This is a genomic window from Duganella guangzhouensis (genome assembly GCF_009674535.1).
GTDB lineage: Bacteria > Pseudomonadota > Gammaproteobacteria > Burkholderiales > Burkholderiaceae_D > Rugamonas > Rugamonas guangzhouensis.
In genome coordinates this window covers 165,144-179,371 of record NZ_WKJK01000012.1, presented here as the reverse complement: position 1 = coordinate 179,371, position 14,228 = coordinate 165,144, and the positions used below count along the sequence as shown (strand labels likewise).

The following is a 14,228-nucleotide window of genomic DNA, read 5'->3' as shown; positions in this document are numbered from 1 at the left end:
GGTATGCGGCCATTGCTGTTGATTTGGCAAGCCTGCGTCCGTAGACTGGCCGCACTCAACAACCATAGGGGAGTGCGATGAAACGCTGGATGGCAATGCTGCTGTTTTTGCTGGCGCCGATGTACAGCATGGCCGCGCCGGAGTGGACGACAAGCTGGATGGCGGTGCCGGACACTCCCGGGCCGGCGATGCAGGCGTTGAGCCTGCGCCAGGTGATACGCGCCAGCGTCGGCGGTGACAGTGTGCGGGTGCGCCTGTCCAATGCGCAGGGCACGGCGCCGCTGATCGTGGGGACGGTGCGGGTGGCGCGCTGGGCTGGCGTCGCCGCCATCGAGCCCGGCAGTGGCGGCGTGCTGACCTTCGCGGGGCAGCCGCACGTGACGATTGCGCCGGGTGAGAGCGTACTCAGCGATCCGCTGGCGATGCCGGTGACGGCCTTGCAGAAACTGGCGGTCAGCCTCTACTTGCCACAGGGCAGCGCGCGTGCAACGCTGCATGGCGAAGGCTTGCAGACCGCTTACATTGCTCGCGGCGCGGACCTCACTGCCGCCGCCGTCATGCCCGCCACGGAAACCGATGACAGCCTGTATTTCCTGGCTAGCCTGGAGGTGCGGGGCGCCAGCGCGGCGCGTACCATCGTGGTGCTGGGCGATTCCATCGCCGACGGTGTCGGCTCCAGCACCGATGCGCAAGCGCGCTGGCCGGATCAGTTGGCGGCACGGCTGGCGCCGTCATCGGTGGCGGTGTTGAACGCGGGCGTTGCCGGTAACCGGCTGCTGAGAGATGGCGCCAGGCCTTTCGTTGGCCCGAGCATGCTGGCGCGTTTGCAGCGCGATGTGCTGGACCGGCCGGGCGTGCGCTGGCTGGTGCTGCATGCGGGGTCCAACGATATCAATGCTTCCGATATGCTGGCGGTGCCGGATCAGCAAGCGTCGGCGCAGGACATCATTGCCGGCATGCAGGCTGTGATACAGCGCGCGCATGCGGCTGGCGTCAAGGTGTGCGGCGCCACCTTGCTGCCGTCCGGCGGCGTCGGCAAGCCGTTCGTCCGCAGCGCCGAGGGCGAAGCCAAACGGCAGGCGGTCAATGCGTGGATACGCAGCGCAAGCCAGTTCGATGCGTTGGTTGACTTTGACCTGCAGTTGCGTGATCCGGCCCGGACCGATCGGCTGCTGCCGGCCTACGACAGCGGCGATCATTTGCATCCGAACGATCGCGGCTACCAGGCCATGGCAGATGCTATGCCAGTTTTGCCGCTTTAGACGCGACTTGCTGGAATTCCGGGCACTGCACCTGCAGCAGGCTGCGGTCTTCCAGGCACACGGCGGACAGCTGGCCGCCCCACACGCAGCCGCTGTCCAGCGCGATCAGATTCGGTTCCAGCTTCAGTCCCAGCGCCGACCAGTGGCCGAACACCACGGTTTCGCGCGCGCTGCGGCGGCCCGGCACTTCGAACCACGGCATCAGGCCGCTCGACGGATCGGCGGTGCCGCTTTCCTTCATCTTGAAGTCCATCACCCCATCGGCGGTGCAGAAGCGCAGCCGCGTCATTGCGTTGATGATGCAGCGCAGCCGGTCTGCGCCCTGCAAATCATCCGACCACTGGGCCGGCTCGTTGCCATACATCTCGGCCAGGAAGTCGTCGATGCCATCGCCGCGCAGCATGTCTTGCACCTCGCCGGCCAGCGTCATCGCTTGCGCCGCGCTCCATTGCGGCAGCAGGCCGGCGTGCACCAGCACGTGGTTCTGCACGTGGATCGCCAATGGCCGGTGCCGCACCCAATCGATCAGCTCATCGCGATCGGGCGCATGCAGGATCTCGGCCAGCGTGTCCGACTTGTGCTCGGGCCGGATGCCGTACGCCACCGCCAGCAGGTGCAGGTCGTGATTGCCCAGCACACTGTCGATCAGGCCGCCGCTGGCGATCGCCAGCTGGCGCACATGGCGCAGCGTGGACAACGAATCCGGACCACGGTTGATGAGGTCGCCTGCGAACAGGATGGCGGGCTCGGCCACACCAGCGGCTGCGGCATGGGCGCGTATGCGGTCGAGGATGGCCAGCGCCTGCTCGTGACAGCCCTGCAAATCCCCGATTACATAGGTTTTCATATAGATACTCACTTGTTCGTTGCTTTGGGGGCTGAATTACCCTGAATTTTTGCCCTGATACGGGGCACTTCACATAAAATCATGCATACGACTAACTGACGCTTGCTGCGGGATACTAAATGATTTTTGTAACGGGTGGTGCTGGTTTTATAGGCTCAAACTTTGTTCTCGACTGGCTGGCGCAGTCCGATGAGCCCGTCCTCAACTACGACAAGCTGACCTATGCCGGCAATCTGAACAACCTGTCCAGCCTGAAGCAGGATGCGCGCCATGTGTTCGTGCGCGGCGATATCTGCGACCAGGCCCAGGTTCTGGCGCTGTTCCAGCAGCACAAGCCGCGCGCGGTGGTGCACTTCGCGGCCGAGAGTCACGTCGACCGCTCCATCGTTGGGCCGGGCGAATTCATCCAGACCAATATCAACGGCACCTTCAGCCTGCTCGAAGCGGCGCGCGCTTACTGGTCCGGCCTGCCGGACGATGAGAAAGCCGCATTCCGCTTCCTGCATGTGTCGACCGACGAGGTGTATGGCACCTTGGGACCGGACGATGCGCCGTTCAGCGAAACCACGGCGTTTGCGCCGAACAGCCCGTACTCGGCGTCCAAGGCCGCGTCCGACCATCTGGTGCGTTCCTACTTCCACACCTATGGCCTGCCGGTGCTGACCACCAACTGCTCCAACAACTACGGCCCGTACCACTTCCCGGAAAAACTGATCCCGCTGATTATCGCCAACGCGCAAGCCGGCAAACCGCTGCCGATCTACGGCGATGGCCAGCAGGTGCGCGACTGGCTGTACGTCAGCGACCACGCCGCCGCGATCCGCCGCGTGCTGGAAGCCGGCCGCCTGGGCGAGACCTACAACGTCGGCGGCTGGAACGAGATGGCCAATCTGGACGTGGTGCACACGCTGTGCGACATGCTGGATCAGCTGAAGCCGAAAGCGCAGGGCAGCTACCGCGACCAGATCACCTTCGTCAAAGACCGTCCCGGACACGACCGCCGCTACGCCATCGATGCGCGCAAGCTGGAGCGTGAACTGGGCTGGAAGCCGGCCGAGACCTTCCAGACCGGCATCGCCAAGACCGTGCAATGGTATCTGGATAACCAGGCATGGGTGGCCGACGTGCAGTCGGGCGGTTACACCAAATGGATCGAGACCAACTACTTCAACCGCGAGGGCCAGTGATGAACAAGCGCAAAGGGATTATTCTCGCGGGCGGTTCCGGCACCCGGCTGTATCCGGTGACCATGAGCGTCTCCAAACAGCTGCTGCCGATCTACGACAAGCCGATGATCTACCATCCGCTGACGGTGCTGATGTTGGCCGGCATGACCGAGATTCTGCTGATCTCGACGCCGCAGGACACGCCGCGCTTCAAGGATCTGCTGGGCGATGGCAGCCAGTGGGGCATCAGCATCAGCTACGCGGTGCAGCCGTCGCCGGACGGGCTGGCGCAAGCCTTCATCATCGGCCGGGAGTTTGTGGGCGATGCGCCGTCGGCGCTGATCCTGGGCGATAACATCTACTACGGCAATGACCTGGACGCGTTGCTGCGCCACGCCACCGAGCAGACCGACGGCGCCACCGTGTTTGCCTATCACGTGCAGGATCCGGAACGTTATGGCGTGGTCGAGTTCGACGCGAACCGCAGCGCGGTGTCGATCGAGGAAAAGCCGAAGCAGCCGAAATCGAACTACGCCGTCACCGGCCTGTACTTCTACGACAGCCAGGTGTGCGACATTGCCGCCGGCATCAAGCCGTCGCCGCGTGGCGAGCTGGAAATCACCGACGTCAACCAGGCCTATCTGGAAAAGGGGCAGCTGAATGTCGAAGTGATGGGGCGCGGCATGGCCTGGCTGGATACCGGCACCCACGAATCGCTGCTGGAAGCGGGGCAGTTCATCGCCACGATTGAAAAACGTCAGGGCTTGAAGGTGGCTTGCCCGGAAGAGATCGCCTATCGCAAGGGCTATATCGACGCCGAGCAACTGCGCAAGCTGGCCGAGCCGCTGAAGAAAAACCAGTACGGTCAATATCTGCTGCAAATTCTGGAAGATAAGGTAGTCCCACGATGAATGTCATTACTACGCCGCTGGAAGGCTTGCTGGTGCTGGAGCCACGCGTCTTCGGCGACGACCGCGGTTTTTTCTTTGAAAGCTACAACGCCCGCCGCTTTAGCGAGCTGACCGGCGTCACCACCGAATTCGTGCAGGACAACCATTCGCGCTCGACCAAGGGCGTGCTGCGCGGCCTGCATTATCAAATTCAGCAAGCCCAGGGCAAGCTGGTGCGCGCCACCGCCGGTTCGGTGTTCGACGTCGCGGTCGACATCCGCAAGAGCTCGCCGACCTTTGGCCAGTGGTTTGGACTGGAACTGTCGGCCGAAAACAAGCTGCAGATGTGGATACCGGCCGGCTTCGCGCATGGTTTCGTGGTCACCTCCGATTCCGCCGAATTCCTGTACAAGACCACCGACTACTGGGCGCCCGAACATGAGCGCGCGATCCTGTGGAACGACCCGGCGATCGGCATCCAATGGCCGGTGCTGGACGCCGCACCGCTGCTGTCCGGTAAAGACCAGGCCGCGTTGCTGCTGGCCGACGCCGAGGTGTTCGCATGAAGGTGCTGCTGACCGGTAGCACCGGCCAGGTTGGCTACGAATTGGCGCGCAGCCTGCAGGGTGTGGGCGAGGTGGTGGCGGTGGACCGCAATGTCATGGACCTGTCCGATCTGGACCAGGTGCGCGACGTGATCCGCAGCGTCAAGCCCAAGCTGATCGTCAATCCGGCCGCCTACACGGCGGTCGACAAGGCCGAGAGCGAGCCCGAACTGGCACACCGCATCAACGCCGAAGCGCCAGGCGTGATGGCCGAGGAAGCCAAGCTACTGGGCGCGGCGCTGGTGCATTACTCCACCGACTATGTGTTTGACGGCTCGCAGCCGACGGCGCGGGTGGAGGATGATCCGCTGGGGCCGCTGAACGTCTATGGCGCCAGCAAACTGGCCGGTGAGCGCGCGATCGCGGCGGCCGGTATTCCGCACCTGATCTTCCGCACCAGCTGGGTGTACGGCATGCGCGGCAAGAACTTCCTGCTGACCATGCTGCGGCTGGCCAAGGAACGCGATGAACTGCGCGTGGTGGCCGACCAGCACGGCGCGCCGACCTGGAGCCGCACCATCGCCGACATCACGGCCCAGGTGCTGTCGCAGGCGCACGCGGGCGGACGCGAGTGGTGGGTGCAAAACAGCGGCGTGTATCACCTGAGCGCGCAAGGCCAGACCACCTGGCACGAATTCACCGAAGCCATCATCGAAGAAGCGGGCCTGAGCTGCAAGGTGGTGCCGATCACCAGCGCCGAGTACCCGACCCCGGCGCGCCGGCCGCAATATTCGGTGATGTCGTCCGAACGCCTGATGGCGCGTTTCTGCCATCTGCCCCACTGGAAAGAAGCCCTGCATCTCTGCATGCGCTAATTCCTCCGGAGTTGTATCGATTGGTAAGCATGGCCACATGAGCAAGTTGCTACTGGTATCATGCCGGCGGCCGCCCAAAACGCTGGCCGCCGCGTGTAATCCTGTACAATCAGCTGTTGGCACGTTGTTAATGCTTCGTGTTGCGATACAACGCAGAATTTAAAATAATATGTTTTCCTTCTTACTGAGCTTTATCGCTTCCGCACTGCTGACCCTGCTGGTCATTAAAGAGGCGAGATTGCACGGACCGGCGCTGGACACCAATTTCGACGGCGTGCAGAAAGTCCATGCCCACCATGTGGCCCGGATCGGCGGTCTGCCGATTTTTGTGGCGGTGGCGCTCAGTTCCGCCATTTCGATCTGGCGCGTGCCGGTGCTCAGCGATCTGCTGCTGTCGCTGCTGGCCTGCGCCGCCGTCGCCTTCGCCGGCGGCATTGTCGAGGATTACACCGGCCGCGTCAGCGCCACCCGCCGCCTGCTGCTGACCATGACCGCCGCCACGCTCGGCTATTTCCTGCTCGACGCCCGCATCGACCGCCTCGACTGGGCGTTCTCGGCCTGGGCGCTGCCATATATGTGGATCACGCTGCCGCTGACGGTGCTGGCGGTGGCCGGCATCGCCAATGCGGTCAATATCATCGATGGTTTCAATGGCCTGGCCAGCGTGGTGTGCATTTGCATGCTGCTGTCGCTGGGCTATGTGGCGCTGCAGGTCAACGATATGTTCGTGCTGATCGCGGCGCTGATGGTGGCCGGCGCCACCGCCGGTTTCCTGATCTGGAATTATCCGGTCGGCCTGATTTTCCTCGGCGACGGCGGCGCGTACTTTATCGGCTTCATGCTGGGCGAGCTGGCGTTGCTGCTGGTGATGCGCAATCCGCAGGTGTCGACCTGGTATGCGGCGCTGCTGTTGATTTATCCGGCGTTCGAGACCATGTTCTCGGTGTATCGCCGCATGTTCGTGCGCGGTAAGTCGCCGGCGGTGCCAGACGGTATCCACCTGCACAGCCTGATTTTCCGGCGCGTGGTGCAGTGGGCCGTGGGCCGCAAGGAGGCGCGCGCGCTGATCCGCCGTAATTCGATGACGTCGCCCTATCTGTGGCTGTTCTCGCTGATGGCGGTGATCCCGGCCACCGTGTTCTGGCGCCATACCTGGGTGCTGATGGTGTCCTGCCTGCTGTTCATCGGCTGCTACATCTGGATTTATGTGCGCATCGTACGTTTCCGCGCGCCGCGCTGGATGATACGCCATAAAAAACATTGATGATACACTAACCAATCGCTCTCACTTATCGCTCATTATGGTCTCCTTATCCAAAACGATTTTCAAAGCTTACGATATTCGCGGCATCATCGATAAAACCCTGGATGCGGGCGTTGCACACCAGATCGGCGCCGCGTTCGGCCGCGCCGCGCTGGCCAAGGGCGAAAAAAAGGTGGTGATCGGCCGTGACGGCCGTTTGTCCGGCCCGTCGCTGGCCAAGGCGCTGGCCGAGGGCTTGCAGTCGGCCGGCGTCGACGTGATCGACCTGGGCGTGGTGGCCACGCCGATGGTCTACTTCGGCACCAATGTGCTGGACGCGCGTTCCGGCATCATGGTCACCGGCAGCCACAATCCGCCGGACTACAACGGCTTCAAGATGGTGCTGGCCGGCGAAGCGATTTACGGCGACGCCATCACCGGTCTGTACGACAGCGCGCTGGCGCATGACGGCAAGCCGTCGGCCACGCCGGGCGCCTACAGCACTTACGATATCCGCGCCGAGTACCTGCAACGCATCATTGGCGATGTGAAGATCGCGCGTCCGATCAAGATCGCGGTCGATGCCGGCAACGGTGTGGCCGGCGCGTTCGCGGGCGATCTGTATCGCGGCATGGGCTGTGAGGTGATTGAGCTGTTCTGCGAAGTGGACGGCAATTTCCCTAACCACCACCCGGACCCGGCGCATCCTGAAAATCTGCAGGATCTGATCCGTGCGCTGCAGGAGACCGATGCCGAAATCGGCCTGGCCTTCGACGGCGATGGCGACCGCCTCGGGCTGGTCACCAAGGATGGCCAGATCATTTATCCTGACCGTCAGATGATGCTGTTCGCGGCCGACGTACTGTCGCGCAACGTCGGCGCCGAGATTCTGTACGATGTGAAGTGCACCCGCCATCTGGCGCCGTACATCGAGAAGTCGGGCGGCAAGCCGCTGATGTACAAAACCGGCCACTCGCTGGTGAAGGCCAAGCTGAAGGAAACCGGCGCCCCGCTGGGCGGCGAGATGAGTGGTCACATCTTCTTCAAGGATCGCTGGTACGGTTTCGACGACGGCCTGTACGCCGGCGCGCGCATGCTGGAAATCCTGACCAAGGAAAAAGATCCGTCGGCGCTGCTGAACGCGCTGCCGCAATCGGACAGCACGCCGGAACTGCATCTGCACCTGAAGGAAGGCGAGAACTTCGCGCTGATGGACAAGCTGCGCGCCGACGCCGAATTCCCTGGCCATCAGCAGATCATCACCATCGACGGCCTGCGCGTGGAGTACGAGGATGGCTTCGGCCTGGCGCGTTCGTCCAACACCACGCCGGTGATTGTGATGCGCTTCGAAGCCGAAAACCCGGCCGCGCTGGAGCGCATTCAGGGCCAGTTCAAGCGCGTGATCCTGGCTGCCAAGCCGGACGCGGAGCTGCCGTTCTAAGCCCATGGCGACGCCTGCGCGCGGCGGCAAGCCGTTGAATATTTTGCTGGTGCGCGTGTCGTCGCTGGGCGATGTGCTGCATAACATGCCGATGGTGGCCGACATCGCCCGCCACTTCCCTGACGCGAATATCGACTGGGTGGTGGAGGAGGGCTTTGTCAGCCTGGTGCGCTTGAATGCGCGCGTGCGCAACGTGATTCCGTTCGCGTTGCGGCGCTGGCGCAAGAGTCTGGGCAAGGCGGAAACGCGGGCCGAGATCAAGTCGTTTTTCCGTACCCTGCGCCAGCAGGAGTACGACTATGTGTTCGATACCCAGGGCTTGCTCAAGACCGGCATCATCATGGGCGCGGCCCGGGTGGTGAAGGGCGGCCGCAAGGTTGGCCTGGCCAATGGCAGCGAGGGCTCGGGCTATGAGGGCATCTCGCGCATCTTCCATAACCTGAGTATTCCGACCGATCCGCGCACGCACGCGGTGGCGCGCGGGCGCATCGTCGCCGGTGCGGCGCTGGGTTATGCGGTCGATACGCCGGCCGATTTCGGCTTGCCGTCGGTGCCGGACGATACGCCGCGTCCGGAGTGGATGCCGGAGTCGTATGTGGTGTTCTTCCATGGCACCGCGCGCGACGCCAAGAAGTGGGCGCCGGAGCACTGGATCGCGCTGGGCCGGGAGCTGGCGCCGATGCCGATCCTGCTGCCTTGGGGCTCGCCCAAGGAGAAGGCGGAAGCCGAGCATCTGGCGGCGCAGCTGCCGAATGCACGGCTGCTGCCCAAGCTGTCGATGGCCGATGCGATCATGGTGGCGCGCCGCGCCACGCTGGTGGTGGGCGTTGATACGGGGCTGGTGCACATCGCCGCCGCGTTTGTGCGGCCGACGGTGGAGATCTACGCGGATTCGCCGCGCTGGAAGACCGAGGGTAACTGGTCGCCGCGTATAATCAACCTGGGCGATCAGGGCACGCCGCCATCGGTGGCGGAGGTGCTGACTGCGGCCCGGAGTCTGCTTACTTAATTCCATGCGCTTGTTTTATTCTTTGATGTGGTGGCTGGCCTTGCCGCTGGTGCTGACGCGCCTGTGGCTGCGTGGCCGCAAGGAGCCGGGCTATCGTCAGCACTGGGGCGAGCGGCTGGGCTTTTATAGCCGCGCCACTGCGGCCGACGCGGCGTCGGCCGCCGCTGGGCCCACCTTGTGGGTGCACGCCGTCTCGGTTGGCGAAACGCGCGCCGCCGAGCCATTGGTGGATGCGCTGCTGGCCGAGTATCCGTCGAGCCGCATCATCCTCACCCACATGACGCCGACCGGCCGCGCCACTGGCAAAGCGCTGTTTGCCAAGCATGGCGAACGGCTGGTGCAATCGTATCTTCCGTATGACACCGGTAGCATGGTGTCGCGCTTTATCCGCCATTTCCAGCCGTCGGTGTGCATTCTGATGGAGACCGAGGTATGGCCTAACCTGATCGCCGTCTGCGGCGCGCGCAAGGTGCCGGTGGTGCTGGCTAATGCGCGTTTGTCGGAGCGCTCGCTGCGCAAGGCCACGCGTCTGGGTTCGTTGATGACCGATGCCGCGCGTGGTATCACGCTGGTCGCAGCGCAGACCGAGGCCGACGCGCAGCGCGTGCGCTCGCTGGGCGTGACACGCGTGGAAGTCACCGGCAGCATCAAGTTTGATGTGGTGGTGCCGGAGGCCGCACTGGCCATCGGTGCCGCGCTGCGCGCCGCCATCGGTGCGCGTCCAGTGCTGCTGTGCGCCTCCACCCGTGAGGGCGAGGAAGAACTGATCCTGTCTGCGTGGCAGGCCGGCCGCAGCGCGCTGCCGGCGGAGACGCTGTTGCTGATGGTTCCGCGTCATCCACAGCGCTTCGATGAAGTGGAAAAAATGATCGCGGCGCGCGGCTTGACGGTCGAACGCCGCAGCAAGCTGGCGCTGGACGGCGGCGCCATGCCGCACAGCGTCGACGTGCTGCTAGGGGACTCGATGGGCGAAATGTTCGCCTACTACTCGGCGTGCGACATCGCCTTCGTCGGCGGCAGCCTGATGCCGCTGGGCGGCCAGAACCTGATCGAACCGGCCGCGCTGGGCAAGCCAGTGCTGATCGGCCAGCACACGTTCAACTTCGCCCTAGTGACGGAAGACGCGCTAGCCGCCGGCGGCGCCCAACGCATCACCGACGCCGACGATCTGATCGCCACCACCGCCCGTCTGCTCAACGACAGCAGCGCGCGCACGACAATGGGCCTGAACGCCCAAACCTTCGCCAACCAACACCGCGGCGCCACCCGCCGCACGCTGGCCTTGTTGCCATCCCTGATCGATGCTTAAGCTGCTTGCTGTAATTGCAGCTCTTGGGGCACCATGCGCCTGCTCCACGAGCGCATGCCAGCGCTGGCGGTAATCCAGGCCAAGGCAACGACGCCAGTCCAGCCCATTTGTAGAGCACTGTTTGCGGTGGGTAGATAGATGACTGACACGCCCATGGCTGCCAATGCATATCCCAGCGATTCTTTCTTGTACAGAGTAGAAAGCAGCCAAGGCACGCCGATACCAATGGCGGCGATCGGCATACCGTCGTAATAGAAATACAGTCCCACGCTGGTCAACAGCCAGATGATGGCGCCTGACCAAAGCCAGGTTTGCTTCTTCGCGGCATAGGACCAGGCATGCCAAAATGCGCTGACGCTGACGAGCGTGGCACCCTTCAGGCCCAGTGTCCAGCAGGAGGTCAGGCACAAGCAGAAGATGGCTGGCGTGATTTCTATATCCGGTTGATTTGCTTCACGCGGAGCAGACCAGGAAACGAATAACAACAAGGCGACTGCTACGATCGCGACAATTGGAAAAGCCTCATCGGGTAAGGTTTTATTGATCATCAGGCAGATACCCATCGCATAGAAGCAGGCCATCACGCTTGTGATACGGGCAAACTTCGGATCGCGCACACCTTGAGTAAACAGAGCATCTGCGATGCGCTGAGGGTAAAGGTAGTTCTTCAACGATTCATGCCAGTAGCCTACGGGGAAAAAATAGGAAAGCAGTATGACCAACAGCAATGGCAATGCATAGTCGTGCCCGGAACCCAGGATTATATTGAGGACGGCCGCAACGCAGGCGATGGTTAATGACAGCAAGCTGCGCATACGTCCCGCCTGAGCTAACAAATCGGCACCCTGAGATATCGCTTCGGAACGGATGTCAAGTACTTCGCAATGCTCGGCCGTTAGCTGATTCCAGTTCTGCCGCAGGCATGGTCCGGCGAGGAATGCATGCAGCTTGCTGACGTTAGGTGTAGCACTGCCAAGCAGGCGCGCGAAGGCTGCGGCGTTGGCAAATCGCTGTTCTATGTCTGTGATGCGCTGCTCTTCCGCTTCCTTATTCCGCTTGGCTTCATTGATGGCAGCTCGCTGCTCAAGCTCCCTTTTCATGCGTAGTGTTCCCAGCTCAAAGGAAACGCGCTCCAGCCGTGCGAGCAAATCTGTCGCGCGTCCAGCACCGAGATTTCGTGCCAGAGTGAAGTCGCGCTTCCATTCAAAATGTAAGCCGAGCTGCTCGACGAATTCCACCGGTAGTTTGGGGTACTGCAGCACCATTGATGCTGCGATATTGGAAAAGACGCTGATTTGATTCAGCGGTACACGGTCCAGTTTTGCCTTGAGCTCAGGCCAGAACACCATGAGGCTGGACTGGTCTTCGATATCCCAGTGCTGGAATACGATATTGATGAACTGCTCGGCGCGCATTTCCGGTGCTTCCGCAACTGGCGGCGGTGCTGGTGATGCCGATTCGCTTGGCGCAGGTTGCGGGGTGGCCTTGCTTTGCTGGAGCGCTTGCTGATAGGCGTCGCGCAGGCGCTGATAGCCTTCCGCGTCTTCATCGGGACGCGTGACTTTCAGGCGCGATGCATAGGCTTTCTTGATGGTGGCCGCATCGGTGGTAATGGCAATGCCGAGTATCTCCCAGCAGCTCATAGCACAAAGCCTCGGTCGAATTTGTCGAGGAAGGCTTGGAACTCGCGGCGCCATTGACGTATCAGTCGGTCGTCCTGCGTATCCAGACTCAGTTCAAACTGCATCAGTGCTTTGGCGATATGCTCGCGTTCATCTCCGAGCGAGCCTGCATACAAGCGTTTGGCGCGTTCGATCAAGTACACATTCTCCTGGCGCTCGCGCGGATGGATCTTTAGAGTCTTCAGTTTTTCCAACGAGAGGCTAATGTCTTCCTCGGTCATGTCCTGATCTGTACGTTGGATCACGGCGCGCGCAGCGAGGCGTGTGCTGGGCACTTGTGCCTCCACTTCCAGCAGGCCGTTAACGTCGTAGCTGAAACGGATTTCAATCGGTACCAGTCCGCCCGATCTCGGTGGAAGCGTCAAGTTGAGTGTACCCAACTGGGTGTTTTCATAGCCGACCGGTGATTCGCCCTGGCGGATGTCGAGGATGACCTGTCCTTGCCCATGATTGGTCGCGCTGTAGGTGCGCAAGCGCGATATGGGTACAGGCGAATTACGTTCGATGATGGGAGAAAAACGGTTACGGAATAGGCGGCCATCGATTTCTTCGTTCGCGATTATGCCCAGTGAATACGGCATGACGTCGGTAAGAACGATTTCTTCCAACGCGGAGTCGCGGGTTTTTAGGGCCGCCTGGATGGCGGCGCCGTGCGCGATGGTTTCGTCTGGATTGATGGTACGCAGCGGTAGGCGGCCGAATAGGCGTGCCACCAGTTGCCGTATCATCGGCATGCGGCTGCTGCCGCCGACCAGAACGACTTCGCTCAGCGTGCCAGGATCGAGGCGTGCGTCAGACAGTGCACGTTCTATCGGTTTGCGCAGGCGTTGAAGCAAGGGTTCGCAACGACGTTCGTATTCGGCTCGCGTCAGCGTTGCGGTGAAGAGGGAATTGTCATGCGTGATGGTGAGCGTGACGCTTTCTTGTTCGCTCAGGTCACGCTTGGCTTGTTCGGCTAGACGCCAGTAAATTTTGTTGTGGTGGACGATGCTATGGTCAGCATTGGCCGGGAGTTGTTCGGCTATCCAGTTCAACAGTACGGTGACGAAGTCTTCACCTCCCAGCGCAGCGTCGCCTGCGCTGGCCTGGACCTGTACCACGCCACTGAAGTATTCGAGGATGGAGACGTCGAAAGTGCCGCCGCCCAGATCGAATACCAGGAAGGTGGTGTCATCCAGCCGTTCTTGCAGGCCGTAGGCCAGGCCGGCGGCGGTGGGCTCGCTCAGCAGGCGCTCGACTTTGAGACCGGCCAGGTCGCCTGCGATTTTGGTGGCGCGGCGCTGGATCTCGTTGAAGTAGGCGGGTACGGTGATGACTGCCTCTGTGACCGCTTCGCCCAGAAAGGCTTCGGCGTCGGCTTTCAGCGATTTGAGCACCAGCGCCGACAGCTCTTCTGCACGGAGTGTGTGCTCACCTAGCCTGACGGTTTTGTCGGATCCTATCCAGCGCTTGAAGGAGGCGACTGCAGCTTCGGGATGGCTCAGCATGCGCTCGCGGGCGGCCAGACCGACCAGCAGTGAGCCGTCGGCATCAAGGCAGACGACCGAGGGGGTCATAAAATGGCCTAGAGCGTTGGGTATCAGAACGGTGGCGCCATCGCGGAAGATGGAGATCAGACTGTTGGTGGTTCCTAAATCAATCCCTACTATCATCGCGTTCTCAATGCGGTTTGCTAAAAAGTTAATTATAACCTTGGCGATGATGCTTTTGAGAACTTGATGCGATGGCGACTTGGGAGTGGATATGGCAACTATTCTGCGATATGCCCGACAGAATGGTCGCGTGCCATTTGATGAGTGGTTCAGTGTCTTAAAAAACCCAGCCTTGCAGGCGCAAGTTCTGATGAGACTAGAACAGGCTGTGCATGGCAACTTCGGGGACTGCGTCTCGGTTGGACAGGGGGTGATGGAGTTACGTATCCATAAAGGCCCAGGATATCGGGTGTATATGGGATGGCTG

General features: G+C 61.8%; 12 protein-coding genes. 9 read left to right on the top strand and 3 right to left on the bottom strand.

The window, feature by feature from the left end; genetic code table 11:
* Nucleotides 1-77: 77 nt before the first annotated feature.
* Nucleotides 78-1,262: an SGNH/GDSL hydrolase family protein gene (locus GJ699_RS22265; RefSeq protein ID WP_154380396.1), complete on the top strand. Its 1,185-nt coding sequence runs from the start codon at nt 78-80 to the stop codon at nt 1,260-1,262.
* Here GJ699_RS22265 and GJ699_RS22260 read toward each other — a convergent pair.
* Nucleotides 1,240-2,109: a symmetrical bis(5'-nucleosyl)-tetraphosphatase gene (locus GJ699_RS22260; protein WP_154380394.1), complete on the bottom strand. Its 870-nt coding sequence runs from the start codon at nt 2,107-2,109 to the stop codon at nt 1,240-1,242. The two genes, GJ699_RS22265 and GJ699_RS22260, sit on opposite strands and share 23 nt — an antisense overlap.
* A gap of 119 nt (nt 2,110-2,228) precedes the next feature.
* Here GJ699_RS22260 and rfbB point away from each other — a divergent pair, with 119 nt between their 5' ends.
* The 8 genes from rfbB (at nt 2,229) to waaA (ending at nt 10,587) form a co-directional block, all read left to right on the top strand.
* Nucleotides 2,229-3,296 carry a dTDP-glucose 4,6-dehydratase gene (gene rfbB, locus GJ699_RS22255; RefSeq protein ID WP_154380392.1) on the top strand — a complete coding sequence of 356 codons (1,068 nt, stop codon included), beginning with the start codon at nt 2,229-2,231 and terminating at the stop codon, nt 3,294-3,296.
* Complete coding sequence (gene rfbA / locus GJ699_RS22250; protein WP_154380390.1) at nt 3,296-4,186, top strand: glucose-1-phosphate thymidylyltransferase RfbA; 891 nt, start codon at nt 3,296-3,298, stop codon at nt 4,184-4,186. The genes rfbB and rfbA overlap by 1 nt, the downstream gene beginning before the upstream one ends.
* The gene (gene rfbC, locus GJ699_RS22245) at nt 4,183-4,731 is read left to right on the top strand and encodes a dTDP-4-dehydrorhamnose 3,5-epimerase (RefSeq protein WP_154380388.1); all 549 of its coding nucleotides are present in this window, start codon (nt 4,183-4,185) and stop codon (nt 4,729-4,731) included. The genes rfbA and rfbC overlap by 4 nt, the downstream gene beginning before the upstream one ends.
* Nucleotides 4,728-5,585 carry a dTDP-4-dehydrorhamnose reductase gene (gene rfbD / locus GJ699_RS22240; protein ID WP_154380386.1) on the top strand — a complete coding sequence of 286 codons (858 nt, stop codon included), beginning with the start codon at nt 4,728-4,730 and terminating at the stop codon, nt 5,583-5,585. Before rfbC ends, rfbD begins: the two co-directional genes overlap by 4 nt.
* A gap of 169 nt (nt 5,586-5,754) precedes the next feature.
* A complete protein-coding gene (locus GJ699_RS22235) occupies nt 5,755-6,849 on the top strand; it encodes an MraY family glycosyltransferase (RefSeq protein ID WP_154380384.1) in 1,095 nt (364 codons plus the stop codon).
* Between the two features lie 37 nt (nt 6,850-6,886).
* The gene (locus tag GJ699_RS22230) at nt 6,887-8,269 is read left to right on the top strand and encodes a phosphomannomutase/phosphoglucomutase (RefSeq protein WP_154380382.1); all 1,383 of its coding nucleotides are present in this window, start codon (nt 6,887-6,889) and stop codon (nt 8,267-8,269) included.
* A gap of 4 nt (nt 8,270-8,273) precedes the next feature.
* A complete protein-coding gene (waaC, locus tag GJ699_RS22225) occupies nt 8,274-9,278 on the top strand; it encodes a lipopolysaccharide heptosyltransferase I (RefSeq protein ID WP_154380380.1) in 1,005 nt (334 codons plus the stop codon).
* A gap of 4 nt (nt 9,279-9,282) precedes the next feature.
* The gene (gene waaA / locus GJ699_RS22220; RefSeq protein WP_154380378.1) at nt 9,283-10,587 is read left to right on the top strand and encodes a lipid IV(A) 3-deoxy-D-manno-octulosonic acid transferase; all 1,305 of its coding nucleotides are present in this window, start codon (nt 9,283-9,285) and stop codon (nt 10,585-10,587) included.
* On the opposite strand, the gene GJ699_RS22215 is transcribed toward waaA, so the two are convergent.
* Nucleotides 10,584-12,230, bottom strand: coding sequence for a J domain-containing protein (locus GJ699_RS22215; RefSeq protein WP_154380376.1), 1,647 nt, complete (start codon nt 12,228-12,230; stop codon nt 10,584-10,586). The genes waaA and GJ699_RS22215 overlap by 4 nt on opposite strands.
* Nucleotides 12,227-13,921 (bottom strand): molecular chaperone HscC, encoded by a 1,695-nt coding sequence (locus GJ699_RS22210; RefSeq protein ID WP_154380374.1) that lies wholly within the window; start codon nt 13,919-13,921, stop codon nt 12,227-12,229. Before GJ699_RS22210 ends, GJ699_RS22215 begins: the two co-directional genes overlap by 4 nt.
* Nucleotides 13,922-14,228 lie beyond the last annotated feature (307 nt).

Excerpts from the sequence above, each read along its gene's own strand:
- GJ699_RS22265 (WP_154380396.1), top strand. The coding sequence starts at position 78 with ATGAAACGCTGGATGGCAATGCTGCTGTTTTTGCTGGCGCCGATGTAC.
- GJ699_RS22260 (WP_154380394.1), bottom strand. The coding sequence starts at position 2,109 with ATGAAAACCTATGTAATCGGGGATTTGCAGGGCTGTCACGAGCAGGCG.
- rfbB (WP_154380392.1), top strand. The coding sequence starts at position 2,229 with ATGATTTTTGTAACGGGTGGTGCTGGTTTTATAGGCTCAAACTTTGTT.
- rfbA (WP_154380390.1), top strand. The coding sequence starts at position 3,296 with ATGAACAAGCGCAAAGGGATTATTCTCGCGGGCGGTTCCGGCACCCGG.
- rfbC (WP_154380388.1), top strand. The coding sequence starts at position 4,183 with ATGAATGTCATTACTACGCCGCTGGAAGGCTTGCTGGTGCTGGAGCCA.
- rfbD (WP_154380386.1), top strand. The coding sequence starts at position 4,728 with ATGAAGGTGCTGCTGACCGGTAGCACCGGCCAGGTTGGCTACGAATTG.
- GJ699_RS22235 (WP_154380384.1), top strand. The coding sequence starts at position 5,755 with ATGTTTTCCTTCTTACTGAGCTTTATCGCTTCCGCACTGCTGACCCTG.
- GJ699_RS22230 (WP_154380382.1), top strand. The coding sequence starts at position 6,887 with ATGGTCTCCTTATCCAAAACGATTTTCAAAGCTTACGATATTCGCGGC.
- waaC (WP_154380380.1), top strand. The coding sequence starts at position 8,274 with ATGGCGACGCCTGCGCGCGGCGGCAAGCCGTTGAATATTTTGCTGGTG.
- waaA (WP_154380378.1), top strand. The coding sequence starts at position 9,283 with ATGCGCTTGTTTTATTCTTTGATGTGGTGGCTGGCCTTGCCGCTGGTG.
- GJ699_RS22215 (WP_154380376.1), bottom strand. The coding sequence starts at position 12,230 with ATGAGCTGCTGGGAGATACTCGGCATTGCCATTACCACCGATGCGGCC.
- GJ699_RS22210 (WP_154380374.1), bottom strand. The coding sequence starts at position 13,921 with ATGATAGTAGGGATTGATTTAGGAACCACCAACAGTCTGATCTCCATC.